Source organism: Catenovulum sp. SX2, from assembly GCF_052056295.1.
Taxonomy (GTDB): domain Bacteria; phylum Pseudomonadota; class Gammaproteobacteria; order Enterobacterales; family Alteromonadaceae; genus Catenovulum.
The window spans coordinates 1474560-1496899 of record NZ_CP182493.1 but is presented as its reverse complement, the minus strand read 5'-3'; the positions used below and the strand labels follow the sequence as shown (position 1 = coordinate 1496899).

Sequence of the window (22340 nt, the reverse complement as noted above, 5' to 3'; positions counted from 1 at the left end):
AATGATTAAGTTTTAAGTGACTAAGTTTTAATAGGCGACGTATCTATTTTTTCCTGAATGTTTTGCTTTGTATAAAGCTTCGTCTGCTTGGTCATAAATAAGATTGGCTTGTGTTTCAAAGTCAGGTGCCATTACTGCTATACCTATACTGCAAGTTACAAAAGTCGCACAATCTGAATGTTTGTGCTCCATATGTAGGGTGTGTAATTGCTCAAGTATGCGGTCAGCAACTGTGGTTGCGCCGTTTTTGTCGCTGTCGGCCAATATCACAGCAAATTCTTCGCCGCCTAAACGGGCGGCTAAATCTGTCGGGCGATTGGCACATCGTTTCAGTAGCCGAGCAAAAATAGTTAAACAGTCGTCGCCTGCGCCATGACCATAATGGTCGTTAAAGTTTTTAAAGTTATCTATATCTAAAATCAGTAAGGCGATGGAGGTTTGATTACGAATGGCGCGTTTCCATTCTAATGCGAGCATATCGTCGTATTTACGCCGGTTGGCAATTTGGGTTAATGGATCTGTGGTGGCCATTTGTTCCATATGATCAAACTGGCGTTTGAGCATTACATGGGTGCGCACTCTGGCTTTTAATACCGGCAGTTCAATTGGTTTTGTCACAAAATCTACCGCACCTAAATTAAATGCTTGAGTTTTGTCGGGTAAATCGCTCAAGGCGGTAACAAATATGATTGGGATTTTATGTAAGTTTGGATTCGATTTTATCCGTTTACACACATCAAAGCCTTTTAATCCGGGCATAATAATGTCGAGAATAATTAAATCAATATTTGCATCTGCTTCAATAATATTTAGGCCTGCTAGTCCATCCGTGGCAATTTTAACCTTGTAATCATCTTTGAGCGCTCGAGCCATAGTTTGTAACATCACAGTGTCATCATCTATTATTAACACTGTACATTCGCTCGGCGCTAAAGTGGTTAGATTAGTGTTTGTCAATGTTTAGCTCTCTGTTGGTTGCTCTACATATGCCGATAATAGCTTGCTGGCAGCGAAATAATCTAAACGGTCAACTAGCTCGGTTAACTTATCTAACTGAGGCTGCTCTACCACTCCAATTAAGCTTGGGGTTAACATAGTAATTTCTTCAGCTGTGACAAAAGTACCGTCTTTAAACTTAGCCAACAATTGATGAATTGTCGCCATAGGAGCGTGTTTTTCTGCCTGCGTAACTGGTGGTTGCACAACTTTTTCCGCCCAGTCACTTTGTTCAATGGTTAATAACAATTGCTCAAATCTATGTTTGAGTTCAGTAAAATCGCTAAATTGATTGGCCTGCAGTTTGTTTTCTGTTTGTTCAACAAATTTTGCCAGTTGATAACCACCCACAGTGGCTAACATACCTTTAAATGTATGTAGAATGTGTAAGCAGCGCACAGTGTCTGATTTGTTGGCGGCGCTATCTAGTTCATTTAATAAGTTTTGGCTATCATGGACAAATTGTTGAATGGCTTTGGCTAAGATATTCCAATTATTGCCAAGTTTAATCACAGCCTGATCTAACGCTAAACCTGCAATTGTAAAAGCCTGATTATTTGCATTTAATACAGCGACAGCACGTTGTTTGTAACCTTGTGTATGCTTGAGCCAATCTAACATGCTCATAGTGAGCTTGTTAAAATCAATCGGTTTGGCTAAGTGATCATTCACGCCTGCCTCTCTAGCGGCTTTAATATCTTCCGGCATGGTTGCCGCTGACATTGCTAAAATAGGTACATGTTCGCCTTTGTTGGTGTTTCTTATCTGTTTGGTTGCTTCTACGCCGCCCATAACAGGCATTTGTAAGTCCATCAGAATGATGTCGAACTCTCGTTTATTAAAGAGTTCGACGGCTTCTAACCCTGTATTGGCAATGACCACATTGGCATTTAACCCTTTTAAAAATTCCACTGCGACTAATTGATTGGTTAAGTTATCTTCAACTAACAATATGTTGGCGCTGGAGAGCATTTTTTGTTCGTGATCAGCCAATTCTAGTTTTTTGCGTGTTTGCTGCTCAGGCTCTGTACCTATCCCGTTTATATTCTGTATCAGCTGATGGAGTTTGGATGCAAGAATGGGTTTTTCTAAAATAAATTCTATATGACGTCCTTCGACAATTTGATGAGCATATTCCAAGCCGTATGTGGTCATCATAATCACGTGGAGATTTGCTAATTTATCGGTAAATTGCGGATGTGAATATAAGTACTCGACCAATTCGAGGCCATTCATTTCCGGCATTTGGAAATCAACCAATAGCATATCAAATGGCTGCTCTGTGTTATTGATAACATCTATGGCGGCTTTAGCAGAGCTGACAAGCTCATAGTCAAATTTCCAATTGAGCAGAATGTTCTCAATGATAACTAGGTTGTCTTCAATGTCATCTACAACCAATACTTTCATTTTATTCGGCGCGGCCAAACTTCCATGTGTTTGTTCACCTGGTTTAACCCGTATGGTGAAGCTGAAAGTAGTGCCGACATCAGGTTGACTCAGTACAGCAATTTGTCCACCCATTAGTTGGATCAGTTTGTGGCTAATGCTTAAGCCTAAACCTGTACCGCCAAAACTGCGGGTAATGGACGGATCTGCTTGGGTAAATGGTAAAAACAGTTTAGTAATTTGTTCGTTGCTCATGCCAATACCTGTGTCGCTGATATTAAAACTCAGCACTAGGTCGTTGCCACTGTCGTCTGGTTCTACTTCTTCAGTCACTAAGATTTTGACGCGACCCGTTTCGGTAAATTTAATCGCGTTGCCAACTAAGTTATGCAGTACTTGGCCTAAACGGTGAGCATCACCCAAGTAATATCTATGAATGCGTTCAGGAATGTCGACAACCAGCTCTATTTGTTTTTTTTCAGCCTGAATACTGAATAAACCTATGGTGTTGTATAGCACTCGTTCAACATCAAAATTTTCGGCGGCTATGGTTATTTTGTCCGCTTCCATTTTTGAGTAGTCGAGTATGTCGTTGAGAATATTCAACAAACTATTTGAAGCATTTTCGACTTTGCTTAAATATTCACGTTGTTTGTGGCCAAGCTTCATTCTTAAAACCAATTGCACTAAACCTAAAATACCATTCATAGGTGTTCTAATTTCATGACTCATATTGGATAAAAACTGACTTTTTGCTTTGTAAGCTCGTTCTGCTTGGTCTTTCAGTTGAATTAAATTGAGTTCTAGCTGTTTTTTCGCACTGATATCATTGATGTTGCCAGAAACATATTCGGCCTGCATTTCTTTATCAAAAGAGGTACCAGCTTTAGACGACAACCATTTTTCTTCGCCGTTGGAGTCGATTATTTTGTATTCAACTTGTTGTTCGCTTCGAAAATGAATTTTGCTAAATAACACACGCTCAACATTGGTTCGTTCGGATTCATCAATTAAGTTGAGCCAAAGTGATTTATTGATAAATGAAGTTTCAGTGTTTAATCCCAACAATTGTTTAGCTTGTTGTGACAACCATATTTGGTCGGTTTTAGTATCCCACTCCCAAATACCATCGTTACTCGCATTACTGATACGCTCGATACGTCTATGCGCTTGTTTTTGTTTTTCATCCGCTGCAAGTTTTTCTCGCACATCAAAAATTGTCGCGAAGACTAAGTCTTGTTCACCGACTTTACGGTGAATTAAATGAATTTCGATAGGAATATTGTCGCCATTTTTCGCAATACCATAAACAACCCGGCCAAGTGCCATTGGTTTGTTCATGTCGCTTTCTTGATAGAACCTACGAACAAAACTATTGTGTTTTCCTTGTATGGCTTGTGGAACTAAAGTATTAACTGAGCTGCCTTCAAGTTGGTCTTTTGTGTAATCAAACATGTTGCACAAAGTTTGATTGGCCAAATGAATCATGCCTTGTTCGTCAACCGCTAGCATACCAACATGCGATGCATCTATGGTTTCACGCACTATAAAACTTTGTTTATTGATGTTTTCTAATTTTACTCGTTCAAGTTTTTCTTTGTTGGCGCTTGCTTGAGCGTCTAACAATTGCGCTGGTGTTGGCAGCTTTAAGGCTAATGGCATGGCTTTTAAAATGTAAATCACAGTTGCCAGCGACACTATAGCCGTTGCACCTTTGCTAATGCCATGGATACCGTAATAACCTTGCCAAATCACCCAAATGCTAATTAAGTGAGTAATACCGCAGCAGAGAATAAACAAAGAAAATAGGGTGAACACCCCTTTAAATTGAATATCGTTACGTTGTTTTACGAACTGATAAATGGCCAGCGGTATGGTGAAGTAGGCCAAGCTAATAACAACGTCTGACAAAACGTTTAGCCATAAAATTTCAGGAGTCCATAGATAACAGTGTCCGTGTGGCATAAAATCGCCACGAAACAAGTTGTCTAGTATGCTATTCATATAATCGTCTTGTCTAAAGTCTAATTGAGTGGACAGTAGATTAAGAATAGAACATAAATGGCGAGCTGGCTGGATTTATGCCTAAGCACTAAAGTTGGCGGCTGGAGGGAAAAGCAGCCCCGCTGGGAGCTGCCAAAATAAAATATTAAGTTAAGGCTTAGAAAAAGTCTGGGTTGCGTTTTTTACGACGCGGCATTAAGGCTAATAAATAACCCAAAATTAAACTGCCTAACGCTAGCGCACCACCTTTAACCATCCAGTCCATTTTTACCTTTTCTTGAGTTTCAGCGTCGCTTTGTTGGATTTGAGCGAGCTGCATTTGGTAATTCTGTAACGAGCTTTCAAGTTTTCCATTGTTTTGTTGTTGGCGCTCTAGCTGGCTTTCTAACAACATTTGTTCACTTTGTTGCGTATTCAGTTTGTTTGTCACCTCTGCTAATTCCGCGGTGACTTTTTCTAACGCTTGTTGGCTTTGGCTAAATTTTTCTTTCAAACTTTGTTCATTGCTAACGTACTGGCTTTCAATCCAACCTGTTTTATTGTCGTATTCAACTTGGCTGAAGCTACCATCTTCAGATTTTTCAATTAACTTGATTGCGCTGCCAGCTTCTATAGTGCCAACAATTCGGTAATTACGGGTAGGGCCTGAATGAACAAATACGGTAAGTTGGTCGGAAACGTAGGCTGATTGTTCCGCTTTTGCGGTTGTTGACCAAGTTGAAACCAACATTAAGCAGACTGTGAGTATGCGTAACTTCATTAATAACTCCAATATGGCTGGATATAGTTCTTATCCCTGCGCTTAATTAAAACTGATATAGCAAAATATACCTACAACTATACTTGAATCGGCAGAGCTGTACAAAGCTTAAAGAATACTTGAACTCCAACATTAGGTCGGGTATTTTCGTTCTTCAATTAATTAATCGCGAATTGTGTCGCCATTTATGGAAACTGAGATAGAGCTCAAGTTTGTTGTAGATACTCAAGCTGAGCATGATAGTGAGTCTGTTCTCACCCAAATTAAAACCCTTGTTGAACCTTGGTTACAGAATCAAGGTTATAGCCAAAAAAAATTATCTAACATTTATTTTGATACCCCTGAGCAAAAACTCCGTTCGTTCGACTGTGGTTTGCGTATTCGCTCTGTGGATGATCAAGCTGAACAAACTCTGAAAACCGCTGGAATGAGTGTTGGTGGTTTGCATAAGCGCCCCGAATATAATATTGCAATTGAGCAACAACAGCCTGATTTAACTTTATTCCCATCAGATGCATGGCCCGAGCAGTTTGACTGGCAAGATGCACAAGCAAAATTAATTGCTTTATTTGCAACAGATTTTACTCGGCATAAATGGCGTATACAGATAGAACAATGTGAAATTGAAGTTGTATACGATTTAGGTGAGGTGAGCGCGCAAGGTAACCAGGTTGCGATTAATGAAATTGAAATTGAGTTAATTGATGGCGACATGCGCGAATTATTTTCATTAGCGCATAAACTGACAGAAAAACTACCGCTGCGTTTATCCAACGACAGTAAAGCCGCTCGTGGTTATAGATTGTTTTTAAACCAAACCAATCAAATTAAGCCAAGTTTAGGTGTGGTAAAACTAACTGCTGATATGGATGTGGAACAGACATTTTCTAACAGTATTCAACATGGTTTAGCTTATTGGCAGTACCATGAAGAATTGTTTGCCAATCAGTCTGATTTAAAAGCAGTGCGCCATGTGCAGCGTGGTGTTTGGTTGGTGCGTCATACTTTTTGGTTATTCAGAAACTATATTCCGAAAAAAGCCTCAACCGAACTACGCAAAGAGCTTAAGTGGTTAAGCAAAGAGTTTGATTGGTTAGACAACGCTTTGCATGTTAAACAGTTAACCTCGAAAAAAGGCCAGTTTCGGAAAAAAGTCGCGGATGATGAAAAGCTGCTGAGCTACCTTGAAGAGCAAGTAATAGTTGATGAATGTGTTACACGCGCGCGAAATTTATTTTACAGTGCTCGTTATAATGCGTTGATTTTAAAATTGATGCGTTGGTTAACTGAACGCGGTTGGCGTTGTTATTCTGAGATTGATGAACAAGCTTTGCAAGCCAATATTTATACCGTAGCACGTCAGCTCAACCAAAATAGTTGGATTAAAATTCAGCGCTTAATGCCACTTAAATCAAGTTATTCGGCAATTGATTATATTCAACTTGAACGCTCAATTGGCCGAGCATTATTAACAGGTGTGTGTGTTGGCAATTTATTTGCTGAAGATGAGAGACTAGATTTCCGCGCCCCTTGGTTGGATATTATGCAAGGCATAGCAGATTTAAAAACTTTGTTTAGTTTTAAGCTGTGTATTGAGTTGTATCCAGAAGAGAACAAACCTGAACTTGAAATTTGGGCGGATGCGAAAATTAACAATTTAGTTAATATTATGGAGCAGTCGCGTCAGTCGGCTTTACGTATGGAGCCTTATTGGCAGTAAGGTTTGTTGATAGCTTAATTTTGCGGCGTGATTTAATTTAGCTATCACGCCTTTCGCTTTTAAGGTTGCTTTTCTGCGCATTTAGCACATAAACCATGTGCTTCAATGGTTGGTTTTAAAATGGTAAAACCTGATTTGTGCGCAGCTTCACTTAACGCGCTGAATATTGTTTCATTATCAATTTCTTCAACTAAGCCACAGTCATCACAAATAAGTAATTGCGCTTTGTGGTGCTCAGCAAAATGGCTGCACAAGACATAGGCGTTTTGTGATTCAACTTTATGCACAAAACCTTGCTCTATTAAAAACTCGAGCGCGCGATAGATAGTTGGTGGTTTGGCTTTGGCATCAGTTTGTTGCAGTTGAGTGAGTAAGTCGTATGCGCCCACTGAACCTTGTGCATCTGCCAATAAACCAAAAACCTGTTCTCTGACTGGGGTAAAGCGTGCGCCGTTTTTTTGGCAAACTAGGCGAGCCTGTTCTAATAAGTTATTTGGCATATTTTTAGGTACGTGGCTTATTTACTTAAAATAGTCATTTTACTGGTTTTAATCAGCAATGCTACCGTTTTGATCTAGTCGCTGTTCGTGAGGTGTAGTTAAGCTTATTCGAATTGGCTTTTGGTTATGCGTGGGTGTTGCTGGCGGTCGCTGCTAGTCCTATGGTATTCAAGCCCATTCGAAGCATAATTTTCTAAAAACGCTGCTTCGAAATAAATGCTAATCTTAAGACATAATTCATCCATGAAGCTTGATTCCTGTCGTCATCCGTGACTCCACCTCGCTTAGCTGCGAAGCTGTGCTTCGGTCTTCGCTCGCCCTATCTTTTGAAGTTTTAGAAAATTAGCATTCGAATTGGCTTTTGATTATGCTTGGGTGTTGCTGGCGGAGGAGGTCGCTGCTGGTCCGGTGGTATTCAAGCCCATTCGAAGCATAATTTTCTAAAAACGCTGTTCGCCATCCTTGGCCGCTCTCAAAAGATATCCCTACCTTTTGAAGTTTTAGAAAATTAGCTTTCGAACCGGCTCTTTATTACGCCAGGGAGTTGCTGGTGGTTGTTGCTGTTAGTTAGAGTGGTACTAGGCTGTCCAAGATCGAGCAGCGGTTTATATGTAAAAGCTCGCGAATGGGTGGGTTGCGAACAAAACTTCATAAGATAGGGATATCTTATGCGAGCGATACAAGGATGTACTTGAAGCGTTTTTGTGAGTAACTCCCCATTTGCAAGCTTGGATATATTGCACATCATGTGGCACAACTCGAAACTCCATTCTCAGACTAATAGAGCAAAATTTATCCATTTTTATTGATCTTGTCACAATAACTGGTTACAAATAACTAAGGCTGTAGCAGAGAACCAAGGAGGCTTCATATGCTTAAGCGAACCACGGGTAAAATACTGCCCGGCAAACCGTATCCACTCGGTGCAAATTGGGATGGCAATGGAGTCAACTTTGCACTATTTTCACAAGCGGCACAGCAAGTAGAACTGTGTTTGTTTGATGCAAAAACACATAAAATCACCGCAAACTATTTTCTAACCGAACATACAGACCAAGTTTGGCATATTTACCTGCCTAATTTAAAACCCGGGCAACTGTATGGTTATCGCGTACACGGGCCATACAAACCCGAAAAAGGTTTAAGGTTCAACCCAAACAAACTGCTTATTGACCCATACGCGCGCTCTATTGCTGGCGAATTAAAATGGCATGATTCAATATTTCCGTATCAAGTGGGTGACCCAAGTGATCCGCAGTTAGACTTAGTTGCCAATACTGAAGACAGCGCACCTTATATGCCGAAAAGCCAAGTAATTGATAGTGGTTTTGACTGGGCGGATGATCAAAAGCCAGATATAGATTGGCATAAAACCGTTATTTATGAACTGCATGTTAAAGGTTTTACTCAGCTTAATCCGTTATTGCCAAAACATTTACGCGGCACGTATTTAGGGTTGGCGCAGCCGCAGGTTATTGAATATTTTAAAAAGCTCGGTGTTACAGCAATTGAATTGCTACCTGTACATTATTTTTTAAATGATCGCCACTTAATTGAACGCGGTTTAACTAACTATTGGGGTTACAACTCTATTAACTATTTTGCCCCAGATCCGCGTTACGCCAAACTAGATGCAGTAAAAGAATTTAAACAAATGGTGCAAGCACTGCACGCCGCTGGGTTAGAGGTTATTTTAGATGTTGTGTATAACCATACGGCTGAGGGTAATCATTTAGGCCCTATGTTGTCGTTTAAAGGTATTGATAATGCAGCGTATTATCGCCTAGTGGATGGTATGCCAAGGTATTACATGGACTACACAGGCACAGGCAATACCTTAAATATGATGACACCAAAAGTATTGCAGCTGGTAATGGATAGCTTACGCTACTGGATTGAAGAAATGCATGTAGATGGATTTAGGTTTGATCTGGCATCCGCTCTAGCGCGTGAACTACATGATGTTGATAAGCTAGGTGCGTTTTTTGACATCATTCATCAAGATCCTGTGATCTCTCAAGTTAAATTAATAGCCGAACCTTGGGATGTTGGCGAAGGTGGTTATCAAGTAGGAAATTTTCCAGTCGGTTGGACTGAGTGGAATGGTAAATATCGTGATTGTGTGCGTTCTTTTTGGAAAGGCGATGATGGCAAACTCGGTGAGCTGGCATATAGGTTAACCGGCTCAAGTGATTTGTATCAGCACAATGGCCGTAGACCTTACGCCAGTATTAATTTTATTACCGCGCACGATGGTTTCACTCTACACGATTTAGTTAGTTATAACGACAAACACAATATTGCCAATGGTGAAAACAACCAAGATGGTGACAACCATAACTTGAGTTGGAACATGGGCAAAGAGGGCATAAGTCGCAGTGACAAAATAAATGCATTAAGGCGCAAACAAAAACGCAACTTAATGGCGACTTTGTTGTTGTCACAAGGTGTACCTATGCTCACGGCAGGGGACGAATATGGGCGAACCCAACAAGGCAATAATAATGCTTATTGCCAAGATAATGAAATTAGTTGGTTTAATTGGCGCACCAGTCAAGAGAAACAACAGTTGTTTGAATTCTGCCAGCAGTTACTCACAATACGAGATAAACACCCTATATTTCATCAAAGACACTTTTTTCAAGGCCATGCAGTACGGGGTAGTGAAGCCAAAGACATAACTTGGTTAGGCAAAAGTGGTGAAGAAATGTCAGATGAAGAATGGCAGAACCCAGACACCAAATATGTAGGTTTGCATTTGCACGGCCAAGCATTAAAAGATGTTGATGGAAAGGGCCAACCGCTGACAGACACAGATTTTGTTGTTCTGCTGAATGCTGATCATAAAGATATTGAGTTTGCTATGCCAAATAGTTTAGGTAATGACTATAGCTGGCGGGTGGTGTTTGATACCGCCTATGACAACATCAGCAGAAGGTTAAAAAACATGCGTTATCACGCCGGTAGTTTATATCTGCTGCAAAGCCGCTCTTTCGTGTTATTAGAAAAAGCGCCTGTGCGCAAAAAAGCAATTAAACCACGTATGTTGCCTTTAGTTGTTGCCGACTAAATTCGACAAAGTGAGTCAATAGCAATTTGTGCTAAAAATATATCACAACGCGGCACATGCGCTCTGTGCTGATGTTGTGAATAATAACTAACAAACAGCTTACCGTGTTGGTAACACATGCCAGGGTAGCTGTTGTCACCACCGCTGGGTAATTCGAGTAACGGCTTGAGCTTAAAACCTTGGGCCGTTTTACCTAGCTCAAATAACCAAGTGGTTAAACGGTATTTTTTCCGCCAAGGTAAAAAGCGTCTGGCCGCAACAATAATACGACCGTCTGGCAATTGCTGTAATTTCGGCCCACCTAAATACTCACCTAAATCAAACCATTGCCATTGAGTGTATGGGGCTTTAGCTATGCCTAACTGCGCGGTGAAACTGTCGGCATCGCGTCTTAACAAACAATAAGCTGTGTCATCATCCAAAAATAAAATATCACTTTCGTTAGGGTAACCTTTGCCATATTTAGCTAAACCGAAAAAGTTATCTAATAAAATTTGGTGATGGTTATTTTTATCGCCAGCCATTAACTTAACCCGGTTGGCTCTGCGATTATAAGCGACGCCCAAACTAGTGACTTGCGCTGCAGGTGATGTAACTGTGCGCCACAACCACCAATTGTTTTCGCCCACCACCTTGGCTTGTGAGAAGCTCAGGCCGTTTTGACTGACGCTGATGCAATTCTCATTGGCAATATTGCGCAGTTGGCCATTTTGTGGTTGAAAACGTTTGCGATAGTAAAGTAATTGCAATTGCCCATTTGCATTAATGGACAACTTTGGATCGCGTAAATCTGCTAAATATTCTGCAACTGTGCAGCACACTTGCCAGTTTGTCGAATCGTTCGAGCTTAAAATAATAATGCGCCCATCGGCACTGACATGGTTACTCGCTTGGCGAAAACAGCAGAAAAATTTGTCTTGATAAAAGACTAAATCAGTAAAAGCGTTGTGTTTGTTGTTGCTGTAGATACAGCTGAGCTGTTCAAGTTTCATTTGTGCTTCTCAAAAACAAAAAAGGATGCAAACGCATCCTTTTGAATATCTAGTTACTTTATTAATACTAGGGCCTGTTGAGCTTTCGTGGACAAATTTTGTTCTAACTAAATGCTTTTTAATCAAGGCGCAGCATTGAAGGCCTAATGGATTAAGTCAAAATGCTGCAACAAAGAGTAAAAAGCATTTAGGACGAACCTGAAAGGCAGCATTTGTTTGTCATTTCTACTGCGTTATAGCTCATTTATGTAGCCCACTACACTTCAATCGCTATGCCTTGTATAAATACCAAACAAACTGCTGCAAAATTGTACTCGAAAGTTCAACAGGCCCTAACTTAGTATTCGAAATTAAAACCAAACTCTTTAAGTTTTTCGTATACGTGCACGTCAAAGCGATACAAGGTCGCAGCTCTATGTGCAACAGCTGTTTGTTTCTCTTTGCAGTTAATTAATAAGTTCATTTTTTGAATTTTACGGCGGAAGTTTGGTTTATCTAATTTTTTATCCAAAATTGCTTCGTAAATTTCTTGCAGCTGCAATAGGGTGAATTTTTCTGGCAGCAAACTAAAACCGATCGGCTCGTGGCGAACTTTATATTTCAGTTGCTCTAAACACTTATCGAGTATTTCTTTGTGGTCGAAAATCAATTCTGGTACATCATGTACATTAAACCAGGCTACTTCGTGGGTATTGTCACCTTGGTGGATATTTGCTTCATCAAATCTAACCAAAGCATAATAAACAACAGTAATAATGCGTCGTAATGGGTAACGGTTTACTTTACCAAACGCACCAAGCTGATCTAAATGAAAGTGCTGTACACCAGTGGTAGCTGTGATCACCCGAGATGCTGCATCCTCTAAATTTTCATCTTGATGCACCCAATGGCCGATTAAACCCCATTTATTTGCGGCTAAACCTTGTTTGTATTTAACCAATAGCACTTTTAACTTGCCATCTTGCATTGCAAATATCAGGTTATCCACCGAAATATTTGGCATTGATTTTTCGGGCAGCTGCTCTTCATTATCCATTTCAGCGGCCATTAAATTTATACTGTGTGTCATATTGTTGTTTTGAATATTTTTATTTAGGGTTCAAAAAATAACTGTGTTTTAAGCTTTTTGTCTACAAACCTGTATACAGATTGGCCAGAGTTTACTCGCTTTTCTTTTAAAATAGAACACATAATACGTAGGTGTATTGGCTGGTAAGACCTTCTATTTGTTAATGAATTTTACCTCTGTTGAATAAAGGTCACTAAAAACAGGTGTTTAGATTTTTTATATATGGATATTTATTTTAATTTTATGCTGTTTTGTCTGACACTTTAGTTAGTTGCTTGTTTTGCAAGCTATTGTCGAGTTAGCTATCTGAAAAAGATAGAAAGCTAATTTCATATAGTATGACTGAATATTTGGTTGGTGCTGCAGACACAGCAAATAAGCAAACTTATGATAACATTTGCAGAAAACGTTTACATTGGTTGCGATTTTGTGCCATCCTATATAAATATTCCAATCAAACATACAAAACGGTGAGGCTATGTTTAATTTAAATCAACAAAAAGTAGCTTTAAGGATGAACTTAATCAAGGCATTGGCGATAAGTACAACCGCTGGTTTACTGGGTGCTTGTTCAGCGGCGAATGATGGCGACACAGCGACTACTGGCGCTAAAAAGCAAGCGCTTTCAGATGCCAGTGCTGCTAAAGTAACTTGGCCACATGCCAATACAAAACTTAAACGCGATCCTGCGGTTGAAAAACAAGTTGCACAAATTTTAGCTGGCATGACGCTTGAGCAAAAAGTTGCGCAAATGGTTCAGCCAGAAATTGGTTATTTAACCCTAGAGCAAATGCGTAAATATGGTTTTGGTTCGTATTTAAATGGTGGTAATACTGCGCCATATGGCAATAAAACTGCGACCCCGCAAGAGTGGCTAAAATACGCTGACGAAATGTATCAAGCTTCTACCGATGACTCATTAGATGGCAGCACTATTCCAGCCATTTGGGGCACAGATGCTATGCATGGGCATAGTAATGTATCCGGCACCACCTTGTTCCCGCATAACATAGGTTTAGGGGCGATGAATAACCCTGATCTCATTCGTAAAATTGGTGATGCGACTGCTAAAGAGGTATCTGTAACTGGTATCGAGTGGAGTTTTGCACCTACAGTGGCAGTGGTACAAGATGATAGGTGGGGACGTACTTACGAAAGTTACTCGGAAAAACCAGAAATTGTTAAAGCTTATGCGACTGCTATGGTTGAGGGTATTCAAGGCGAAATAGGTGTCGACTTTTTACAAGGTTATCGCCGAATTGCCACTGCTAAACACTTTGTGGGTGACGGCGGTACATTAAATGGCATCGACCGTGGTGATACTATTGCTAGCGAAGAGCGCATGCGCGATATTCACGCAGCGGGTTATTTCACTGCAATTGAAGCTGGTGTGCAGTCGGTAATGGCTTCGTTTAACTCGTGGAAAGGCAAGCGCCTGCACGGACATAAATACTTATTAACTGACGTACTAAAAGAACAAATGGGTTTCGACGGTTTTGTGGTATCAGACTGGAACGGACACAAATTTGTTGATGGTTGTGATTTAGAGCAATGCGCTAACGCGATTAACGCTGGTGTTGATGTACTTATGGTACCAGAGCACTACGAAGCTTTTTACCACAATACTATCGCGCAAGTGAAAAGCGGCGAAATTCCTATGGCGCGTATTGATGACGCGGTTACGCGTTTTTTACGTGCAAAAGTGCGTTGGGGATTATTTGAAAAAGCTAAACCATCTACCCGCATTCTTGCGAATGATTTATCTGTTTTTGGTGCCAAACCACACAGAGAAATAGCTCGCCAAGCGGTACGCGAATCGCTTGTTTTATTAAAGAACAATCAGCAAATTTTACCTCTGAATCCTAAGCAAAAAATCTTAATCGCCGGGGATGCTGCCGACAATATGGCAAAACAAGCAGGTGGTTGGAGTGTATCTTGGCAAGGTACTGACAATACTAATGAAGACTTCCCTGGTGCAACAACTGTTTATGCTGGGTTAAAAACCGGTATTGAAAGCGCAGGTGGTAAAGTTGAATTCGCAGAAAAAGGTAACTACCAAACTAAACCAGATGTAGCTGTTGTGGTCATAGGTGAGCCACCCTATGCAGAATGGTTTGGTGATATCCAATACATTGAATACCAAAAACAAGGTAAAGCGGATTTAGCTTTACTGAAAAAACTTAAAGCCGACGGTATACCTGTTGTGACTGTATTTATTAGCGGTCGTCCATTGTGGATGAATAAAGAAATTAATTTGTCTGATGCATTTGTCGCGGCTTGGTTGCCTGGCTCTGAAGGCCAAGGTGTAGCGGATGTAATTTTGGCAAAAGCCAATGGTGAGATTAATTACGACTTTAAAGGCAAACTTTCATTCTCATGGCCTAAGTTTGATAGCCAGGTTGTGTTAAATCCACATGATGAAAACTATGATCCACTGTTTGCTTATGGTTTTGGTTTAACCTATCAAGACAAAGTCGAATTAGCCAAATTGGATGAAACCTCTCGTGTGAAAACACAAAAATCAACTGATATGGGTTATGCACTTTTCTACCGCCAATTAGCACCTGAATTAAATTGGGGGTTGGGTGACAAAACAAATTGGTCAGTGATTGTTAATGGCCCAGCTGGCACCACTGAAAATAGTGAAAACTTAACAGTTCAAGGCATCAACTTAGCTTACCAAGAAGATGCGCGTAAGTTTGTATGGGCAGGTGGCGCTGACGCTGCGGCTAAATTAGCTTACAACGGCCAGCAAGATATGAGTGAGTTTGTTGAAGAAGACAGCGTATTTAATTTTGACTTGCGCATTGATAAGTTCGCTTCTACCGAAGTGACCATGGGGTTATTCTGCCAGACTGAACAAATGGGCTGTGCAAGTGAACTGGATGTTACTGATTTTATCAACCAACAAAAAGTCGGCCACTGGGTTAATGTATCAGTTGATGTAAGTTGTTTAGCGGGTACTGACAAAGTGAACTCTGTTAAAACCGCATGGAAATTACAAACTGCTGGTGAATTAGGTTTAGCTGTATCTAACCTGGCTATTCAAAAAGCAGATGGCAAAAAAGCACAATTTAGCGTGTGTAACTAGTAATATAGACGAATCGCAAGGATGCGAATGTTTCAGTGCACTATAGACGCAAATCACTAGAGCATAACTTTCGCAAAAACGCTTCAAGTACATCCATGTAAGCTTGGACTTTTCATCCATGAAAAGTACATTTTGCTCTAAGTTATCGCTCTAGCACTTTGCTCGATATCTTGTGAAAAACACCCAGGCAGTCATCTTTGTCGACGACGGTTTTAGCAGCAATATAAGTGTTTGATAGAGTTAACTCGAATGCTGATTTTCTAAAACTTCAAACGTCTTGGATGACGTTTGGGAGCGTCCAGGACGGATTTACTGCGTTTTTAGAAAATTATGCTTCGAGTTAGCTTGATTGCACATAGCTGAAGCGCTTTAAGTCAGTGCCTATACATGCAAACTACTAGAGCATAACTTTTCATACTTTATATATGGTCGAGTATAGGCGACCAAGCAATAGTTTGTTGTGCCGATGCTAAAACCATTGCTGGCTGCTCTTGTGCATAGATATTTAATAACTTTTGAGCCACTTCATCAGCTGATTCGGTATTACCTAAATTGATTAACAGTGCATGTTGCATGTTTAATAGATTTTGTCGTTCATCTGCTTTGTTTAAAGACAAGCGGGCTTCCACTATTTGTAGCGCTTGTTCAGACTGATGGTTTTCTGCATATACCAAAGCGACAAGTTGTAAGGTCCCTAGCTTGGAACGAGGGGAGGTTAAATCAAACATTTTGGCTATTTCAAGTGCTTTCTCTGGATTGTCTAATTTTAAATTAGCCGTCGCTAAATGATGACGATAAAATAATGGAATCACATTAATATCTGTACCGTATCGATTAGAAATCAACTCGACTATCTGTTGATTTTTGCCTTGTTGCTGCAATAAAAAGTGCTGGATTGAAGTCACTTGCATCAAGAGTCTGCGTTCTTGTGAAGGTGATAAACTAGGTCGAGTGCTTAGCCATGTTTCGATATCTCTGTAAGTTTGGTCAAGTTGGCTAACATCGGGATTAAGCGAATTTTTGCTTAGTTCAACTAACGCTTTTAATTGCTGATTGTAAGCCCTGTTTTCCGCAACATCTTCCAAATAAATAGACATTAATTGATTCGGTTGTTTTTGCGCTTTTAATTGGATAGCGAGTTGCTGCAGTGCTTGGTAACTAGACTCAGCAGTTGTACTATTTATATGCGCACTTGCCAGCGAACAGACAAATATACTGGCTGATGCAATACCTAAATATTTCACTTTCATGGTCTTCTCCTTGTTAAGCGACTTTAGCCGCTGAATGTTGTTACTGCGGTTGCTTTCAATTGTTGAAATGTAGTTCAAGCTAGTGTTCGAGTTTGCTGGTGAAGATTGCACTAACATGATTTGGGCTAAATCTGAGCTGTATCTTTCGTTTTTTATTTTGTAGCAGGCTTCATCGCAGCTGAACTCAATGAGTAATGTGATTTGTTGTACCAGCAGTTGTACTAACGGGTTCCAGAAAAATAATCTTGCACTAAATGCACAAGCCCATTTCTTTGCTGGATCAAAATGGCGTATGTGCGTCAGCTCGTGTAGTAAGATGCTATGAATTTGTTCTGACTGAACGGATTTTTCATTTAACCAAATAACTGGCTGTATAACGCCTGTTGTCATCCCTACCGGGGCATCCGGGCTCACCGATAGTTTGATCTCTCTGCGACTGAAACTAGTTGATGTAAAGTTATGTAGGGTTAATAGTTCATCTGCGTTGTGCGCGCCGTAACTTAGTTTGTTCAAATAATTACGATAATTAATCAGATCAAGTACAAATAATACAACCCCAAGGGTGAATAGAATTATTAGTATCAGCTCAAGATTGATAATATTGACGAGTTGCCAGCCATCGCTTTGAACTGTGTGTGATAATTGCGGATTAGCGCTGCTAGTTGAATTATCGACCGGTAAATAGTTATAGATATTCAGTGGTTCAGGCACTGCTAATAACGGTTGTTGCAGTGGTAATTCAATTAAATTCCATGGGATAAACCAACTTAGTAAAGCGGTCATCAGTACAGCTAGGCGTAATTTAGCTGGAGATTGCGTTAGTAGCTTAGCTGTTAGTAATAGCAAGATACTGATAATCGAATTGGTGATTAAATAGTCCATTATTTTTTATCCAATTTAGCCTTCTTCTCATTTAAATACTGCTGTAAATATTCGATGTCTTCAGCCGACAATTTGTCATCTTCAATTAGGTGTGTGATTAAGTTGCCGGTTTTGCCTGCAAAGAAGCGTTTAATAAAATTAGGTAAAACTGAAGACGTTAAAGACTCTTGTGTTACAGCTGCTTCGAATACCAAAGCCCGCCCTTGTTTACCCGTACGTTTAATTGCTTGTTTTTCTTCGAGGCGATCAATTATGGTTTTAACTGTGTTGTAAGCTACGTCTTTATCTTGGCAGATCCACTGATGGATTTGTTTGGCGGAGCATTCGCCTTGCTGCCAAAAAAATTTCATTACATCTAATTCGAAATCACTTAATTTCATTTTTGTTCCAGTTAAAATTTATTTATCTTGAGTTAATAACTACAAGTGTAGTTTTTATGTTTGTGGGTGTCAACAACAATGTTCGAAATATATACAATTTATTCGCTTGAGCTCCCACTCCTTGATAGCTTTGCCATATCTTTTGTACTAAACTGTACGACAGTTCCGTACGAAATATTGGGTTGGTTATGAATAGCATAAGCGTTAATCAGTTTAGAGATAACTTAAAATCTTGTGTTGATAAAACCGTTAGTGAGCATGAGCCTTTGCGAGTTACAAGGCGTGCTGGTGATGACTTTGTTGTAATGAGTGCAGACGATTGGGAGCGAGAGCAAGAAACTTTACACGTGCTGCAAAGTAGCAGTTTAATGCAGCAAATAGCCGAGTCACTGCAAACACACAGCAATAAACAAGGTTATAAACCAACTCAAGAGCAATTAGATGAGATCACTAATCTTTGAAGGCAAGACTTGGTTGGTTTATGAGCAATTGAGAGAAAAAGACAAAAAATTACACAAGTCTTTGTGTAAAGTATTAAAAGAAATGCTCAGATCAGATCCCGCCACTGGGCTAGGTAAACCTGAACCTTTAAAACACAACTTATCTGGCTTGTGGTCTAAACGCATCTCGCAAAAAGATCGACTGATTTATAAATTTGACGACGAGTATATCTATATTTTCGCCATAGGCGGGCATTATGACGACCATTAAAGCGTTATTGTTTGTAAATTTCTACGGTGTTTTAAGTTCACTGCACTATACACGCAAATCACTAGAGCATAACTTTCGCAAAAACGTTGTTCTTATTTTACAAATAAAAGTCGCCTGTTCATCCTTGAAGGAGAAGTCCTGTCGTCATCCCTGACTCCACCTCTTTCAGCTGCGAAGCGGTGCTTCGGTCTTCAATCGCCCATGAAAAGTACATTTTGCTCTAAGTTATCGCTCTAGCACTTTGCTCGATATCTTGTGAATACACACCAAACGGTCATCTATGTCGACGACGGTTTCAGCAGCAATATAAGCGTTTGATAGAGCTGACTCGAATGCTGATTTTCTAAAATTTCAAACGTCTTGGATAACGTTTGGGAGCGTCCAAGGATGGATTTACCGCGTTTTTAGAAAATTATGCTTCGAGTTGGCTTGATTGCAGATTGCTGAAGCGCTCTGTTACTTTGCTTAGTGCGTTGTTGTGCACAAACAAAAAAGCCGAATCTTTCGATTCGGCTTTTGCAGCATTAAATAACTAAAAATTAATTACTTAGCTTGTTCACGCTCAATTGCACGATAAGCAATATCATCACGGTATTGAACATCTTGCCACTGAATTTGTTTAACTAATGCATATGCACGTTGTTGTGCTTCAGTTACGCTGTTACCTAACGCAGTTGCACATAATACGCGGCCACCGTTAGTTACAACTTTACCATTTTGCATTTCAGTACCCGCGTGGAATACTTTCTCGCCCGCAATTTCTTCTTTTGGTAAACCAGAAATTACATCACCTTTGTTGTATTTAGCAGGGTAACCGCCAGCGGCTAATACCACACCAACAGAAGCGCGCGGGTCAAATTCAGCAGTTGCTTGGTCTAATTTACCTTCAGCACCAGCAATACATAACTCAACTAAATCAGACTGCATACGCAACATAATAGGTTGAGTTTCTGGATCGCCGAAACGACAGTTATATTCAATCACTTTAGGTTGACCATCTTCAGTGATCATTAAACCTGCGTATAAGAAACCAGTGTACTCGTTATCTTCTTTTGCCATACCTTCAACAGTTGGCAAAATAACTTGATCCATAATGCGTTGGAAAACTTCATCCGTTACAACTGGCGCCGGAGAGTATGCACCCATACCACCAGTGTTTGGACCTTTGTCACCGTTTAATGCACGTTTGTGATCTTGGCTCGTTGCCATAGGTAACACATTTTTGCCGTCAACCATAACAATAAAGCTAGCTTCTTCACCAGTTAAAAACTCTTCGATAACCACACGGTTACCCGCATCACCAAAAGCATTACCCGCAAGCATATCTTTAACTGCTGCTTTAGCTTCTTCAAGCTCCATAGCAACAATTACACCTTTACCCGCACACAAGCCGTCTGCTTTGATAACAATTGGCGCACCAACTTTATCTAAATAAGCTAACGCTTGTTCCATATCAGTGAAAGTTTGATATTCAGCTGTAGGAATATTGTGGCGTGCTAAAAAGTCTTTAGTGAAAGATTTGGAGCCTTCTAACTGAGCTGCTTTTTCAGTTGGGCCAAATACTTTTAAGCCGGCTTCACGGAACGCATCTACTACACCAATAACTAATGGTGCTTCAGGGCCAACAATAGTTAACTCAACGTCATTATCTTGCGCAAAAGCGACTAAAGCTTTGATGTCTTCAACCGTAATTGAAACATTGGTTAATTTTGGCTCTAACTCAGTACCTGCATTACCAGGAGCAACAAAAACTTGTTCAACTTTAGGAGATTGTGCAGCTTTCCACGCTAGTGCATGTTCGCGGCCGCCGCCACCAATTACTAATACTTTCATTTAAATATTCCTTTGTGCTTAGTGTCTGAAATGACGCATACCAGTGAAGACCATAGCCATGCCATGTTCGTCAGCTGCTGCAATAACTTCTTCATCACGCATTGAACCGCCTGGCTGAATAACTGCAGTGATACCTGCTGCTGCCGCTGCGTCAATACCGTCACGGAATGGGAAGAATGCATCAGATGCCATAACAGAACCAGCAACTTCTAGGTTTTCGTCGGCTGCTTTAATACCAGCAATTTTTGCACTGTATACACGGCTCATTTGGCCTGCGCCAACACCAATAGTTTGGTTGCCTTTACAGTAAACAATAGCGTTAGATTTAACGTACTTAGCTACTTTCCAGCAGAATAATAAATCAGTTAATTCAGCTTCAGTTGGTTGGCGCTTAGAAACTACTTTAAGATCTGCTTGTTCAACCATGCCTTGGTCGCGATCTTGTACTAATAAACCACCGTTTACGCGCTTGTAGTCGTAACCTGTAGTTTGGGCAGACCACTCACCACATACTAATAAACGTACGTTTTGTTTTGCAGAAACAACTTCGATTGCTGCTTCAGAAACTTTAGGAGCAATAATCACTTCAACAAATTGACGGTCGATAATTGCTTGTGCAGTTTCTGCGTCTAATTCTTGGTTGAATGCAATAATGCCACCAAAAGCAGAAGTTGGATCTGTTTGATACGCTTTGTCGTATGCTTCTAATAGGTTTGCACCTAAAGCAACACCACAAGGGTTTGCGTGTTTAACAATAACACACGCTGGTTGAGTGAATTCTTTTACACACTCAAGCGCGGCATCTGTATCTGCGATGTTATTGTAAGAAAGTGCTTTACCTTGAATTTGGGTTGCGCTTGAAACAGACGCTTCTTCAAGGTTCTTTTCAACATAAAAAGCCGCTTGTTGATGGCTGTTTTCACCATAACGCAAATCTTGCTTTTTAATAAATTGGCTGTTGAAAGTACGTGGGAATTGGCTATCTTCAGCTTTTTCGCCGTGGTAATCAGGTACTAATTTACCAAAGTAGTTTGCAATCATGCCATCGTATGCTGCAGTGTGTTCAAACGCAGCAATCGCTAAGTCAAAACGAGTTTGGTAACTTAATGAATTTGCATTGCCATTCATTTCAGCTAAAACGCGGTCGTAATCAGACGCGTTAACCACAATAGTCACGTCTTTATGGTTTTTCGCTGCAGAGCGAACCATAGTTGGACCACCGATATCAATGTTCTCAATTGCATCTTCTAATGTGCAATCAGGCTTAGCAACAGTGTTGGCAAATGGATATAGGTTTACTACAACCATATCTATACCTTGAATGCCATGCTCTGCCATAACTGCATCGTCTTGACCACGACGGCCTAAAATACCACCATGCACTTTAGGGTGTAATGTTTTTACACGGCCGTCCATCATTTCTGGGAAACCTGTGTAGTCAGAAACTTCAACGGCAGGAACATTGTTGTTTTGCAACAATTTAAACGTACCACCAGTAGATAGAATTTCAACACCAGCTGCAGATAATGCTTGAGCAAATTCTACAATACCAGTTTTGTCTGAAACGCTAATAAGCGCGCGCTTAATTGGGCGAGGCTGATCCATTATTTGTATAACCTTGAAAAAATTAATAGTGAGATTAGTCTAGTATCAAAATGGAAAAAGCACCCTTAGGTGCTTTTTCATTCAACAA

15 protein-coding genes are annotated in these 22340 nt (G+C 40.3%); 5 read left to right on the top strand and 10 right to left on the bottom strand.

Annotated elements, in window-relative coordinates; translation table 11 throughout:
• Positions 1 to 27: 27 nt before the first annotated feature.
• The 3 genes from ACMZOO_RS06350 to ACMZOO_RS06340 form a co-directional block, all read right to left on the bottom strand.
• Positions 28 to 957, bottom strand: coding sequence for a GGDEF domain-containing response regulator (locus ACMZOO_RS06350; RefSeq protein ID WP_440905867.1), 930 nt, complete (start codon positions 955 to 957; stop codon positions 28 to 30).
• A gap of 3 nt (positions 958 to 960) precedes the next feature.
• On the bottom strand, positions 961 to 4389 hold the full coding sequence (locus ACMZOO_RS06345) for a response regulator (protein WP_440905866.1): 3429 nt from the start codon (positions 4387 to 4389) through the stop codon (positions 961 to 963).
• 157 nt (positions 4390 to 4546) lie between these two features.
• A complete protein-coding gene (locus ACMZOO_RS06340; RefSeq protein ID WP_440905865.1) occupies positions 4547 to 5149 on the bottom strand; it encodes a TIGR04211 family SH3 domain-containing protein in 603 nt (200 codons plus the stop codon).
• A 187-nt stretch (positions 5150 to 5336) separates the two neighbouring features.
• Between ACMZOO_RS06340 and ACMZOO_RS06335 the strand changes: the two genes are divergently transcribed.
• Positions 5337 to 6869, top strand: a complete 1533-nt coding sequence (locus tag ACMZOO_RS06335) for a CYTH and CHAD domain-containing protein (RefSeq protein ID WP_440905864.1) — start codon at positions 5337 to 5339, stop codon at positions 6867 to 6869.
• Between the two features lie 59 nt (positions 6870 to 6928).
• Here ACMZOO_RS06335 and zur read toward each other — a convergent pair whose 3' ends face one another.
• Complete coding sequence (gene zur, locus ACMZOO_RS06330; protein WP_440905863.1) at positions 6929 to 7369, bottom strand: zinc uptake transcriptional repressor Zur; 441 nt, start codon at positions 7367 to 7369, stop codon at positions 6929 to 6931.
• Between the two features lie 871 nt (positions 7370 to 8240).
• Between zur and glgX the strand changes: the two genes are divergently transcribed.
• The gene (glgX, locus tag ACMZOO_RS06325; RefSeq protein ID WP_440905862.1) at positions 8241 to 10439 is read left to right on the top strand and encodes a glycogen debranching protein GlgX; all 2199 of its coding nucleotides are present in this window, start codon (positions 8241 to 8243) and stop codon (positions 10437 to 10439) included.
• Here glgX and ACMZOO_RS06320 read toward each other — a convergent pair.
• Complete coding sequence (locus ACMZOO_RS06320; protein ID WP_440905861.1) at positions 10436 to 11431, bottom strand: hypothetical protein; 996 nt, start codon at positions 11429 to 11431, stop codon at positions 10436 to 10438. The genes glgX and ACMZOO_RS06320 overlap by 4 nt on opposite strands.
• A gap of 337 nt (positions 11432 to 11768) precedes the next feature.
• Positions 11769 to 12500, bottom strand: a complete 732-nt coding sequence (locus tag ACMZOO_RS06315; protein ID WP_440905860.1) for an NUDIX hydrolase — start codon at positions 12498 to 12500, stop codon at positions 11769 to 11771.
• Positions 12501 to 12978: 478 nt separating this feature from the next.
• Here ACMZOO_RS06315 and ACMZOO_RS06310 point away from each other — a divergent pair, with 478 nt between their 5' ends.
• Positions 12979 to 15591: a glycoside hydrolase family 3 N-terminal domain-containing protein gene (locus tag ACMZOO_RS06310; RefSeq protein WP_440905859.1), complete on the top strand. Its 2613-nt coding sequence runs from the start codon at positions 12979 to 12981 to the stop codon at positions 15589 to 15591.
• Between the two features lie 419 nt (positions 15592 to 16010).
• Here the strand turns inward: ACMZOO_RS06310 and ACMZOO_RS06305 are convergent, their stop codons facing one another.
• A complete protein-coding gene (locus ACMZOO_RS06305; protein ID WP_440905858.1) occupies positions 16011 to 17723 on the bottom strand; it encodes a M56 family metallopeptidase in 1713 nt (570 codons plus the stop codon).
• Positions 17723 to 18103 (bottom strand): BlaI/MecI/CopY family transcriptional regulator, encoded by a 381-nt coding sequence (locus tag ACMZOO_RS06300; RefSeq protein ID WP_440905857.1) that lies wholly within the window; start codon positions 18101 to 18103, stop codon positions 17723 to 17725. Before ACMZOO_RS06300 ends, ACMZOO_RS06305 begins: the two co-directional genes overlap by 1 nt.
• A gap of 188 nt (positions 18104 to 18291) precedes the next feature.
• Between ACMZOO_RS06300 and ACMZOO_RS06295 the strand changes: the two genes are divergently transcribed.
• Both ACMZOO_RS06295 and ACMZOO_RS06290 read left to right on the top strand, forming a co-directional pair.
• On the top strand, positions 18292 to 18564 hold the full coding sequence (locus ACMZOO_RS06295; RefSeq protein WP_440905856.1) for a type II toxin-antitoxin system Phd/YefM family antitoxin: 273 nt from the start codon (positions 18292 to 18294) through the stop codon (positions 18562 to 18564).
• Positions 18545 to 18814 carry a Txe/YoeB family addiction module toxin gene (locus ACMZOO_RS06290; protein ID WP_440905855.1) on the top strand — a complete coding sequence of 90 codons (270 nt, stop codon included), beginning with the start codon at positions 18545 to 18547 and terminating at the stop codon, positions 18812 to 18814. The genes ACMZOO_RS06295 and ACMZOO_RS06290 overlap by 20 nt, the downstream gene beginning before the upstream one ends.
• Before the next feature lie 543 nt (positions 18815 to 19357).
• On the opposite strand, the gene purD is transcribed toward ACMZOO_RS06290, so the two are convergent.
• Positions 19358 to 20647 carry a phosphoribosylamine--glycine ligase gene (gene purD, locus ACMZOO_RS06285; protein WP_440905854.1) on the bottom strand — a complete coding sequence of 430 codons (1290 nt, stop codon included), beginning with the start codon at positions 20645 to 20647 and terminating at the stop codon, positions 19358 to 19360.
• 18 nt (positions 20648 to 20665) lie between these two features.
• Complete coding sequence (gene purH, locus ACMZOO_RS06280; RefSeq protein WP_016954140.1) at positions 20666 to 22252, bottom strand: bifunctional phosphoribosylaminoimidazolecarboxamide formyltransferase/IMP cyclohydrolase; 1587 nt, start codon at positions 22250 to 22252, stop codon at positions 20666 to 20668.
• Positions 22253 to 22340: the final 88 nt, after the last annotated feature.

Coding starts and splice junctions, on each gene's coding strand:
- ACMZOO_RS06345 (WP_440905866.1), bottom strand. CDS start 4,389: ATGAATAGCATACTAGACAACTTGTTTCGTGGCGATTTTATGCCACAC.
- ACMZOO_RS06340 (WP_440905865.1), bottom strand. CDS start 5,149: ATGAAGTTACGCATACTCACAGTCTGCTTAATGTTGGTTTCAACTTGG.
- ACMZOO_RS06335 (WP_440905864.1), top strand. CDS start 5,337: ATGGAAACTGAGATAGAGCTCAAGTTTGTTGTAGATACTCAAGCTGAG.
- zur (WP_440905863.1), bottom strand. CDS start 7,369: ATGCCAAATAACTTATTAGAACAGGCTCGCCTAGTTTGCCAAAAAAAC.
- glgX (WP_440905862.1), top strand. CDS start 8,241: ATGCTTAAGCGAACCACGGGTAAAATACTGCCCGGCAAACCGTATCCA.
- ACMZOO_RS06320 (WP_440905861.1), bottom strand. CDS start 11,431: ATGAAACTTGAACAGCTCAGCTGTATCTACAGCAACAACAAACACAAC.
- ACMZOO_RS06315 (WP_440905860.1), bottom strand. CDS start 12,500: ATGACACACAGTATAAATTTAATGGCCGCTGAAATGGATAATGAAGAG.
- ACMZOO_RS06310 (WP_440905859.1), top strand. CDS start 12,979: ATGTTTAATTTAAATCAACAAAAAGTAGCTTTAAGGATGAACTTAATC.
- ACMZOO_RS06305 (WP_440905858.1), bottom strand. CDS start 17,723: ATGGACTATTTAATCACCAATTCGATTATCAGTATCTTGCTATTACTA.
- ACMZOO_RS06300 (WP_440905857.1), bottom strand. CDS start 18,103: ATGAAATTAAGTGATTTCGAATTAGATGTAATGAAATTTTTTTGGCAG.
- ACMZOO_RS06295 (WP_440905856.1), top strand. CDS start 18,292: ATGAATAGCATAAGCGTTAATCAGTTTAGAGATAACTTAAAATCTTGT.
- ACMZOO_RS06290 (WP_440905855.1), top strand. CDS start 18,545: ATGAGATCACTAATCTTTGAAGGCAAGACTTGGTTGGTTTATGAGCAA.
- purD (WP_440905854.1), bottom strand. CDS start 20,647: ATGAAAGTATTAGTAATTGGTGGCGGCGGCCGCGAACATGCACTAGCG.
- purH (WP_016954140.1), bottom strand. CDS start 22,252: ATGGATCAGCCTCGCCCAATTAAGCGCGCGCTTATTAGCGTTTCAGAC.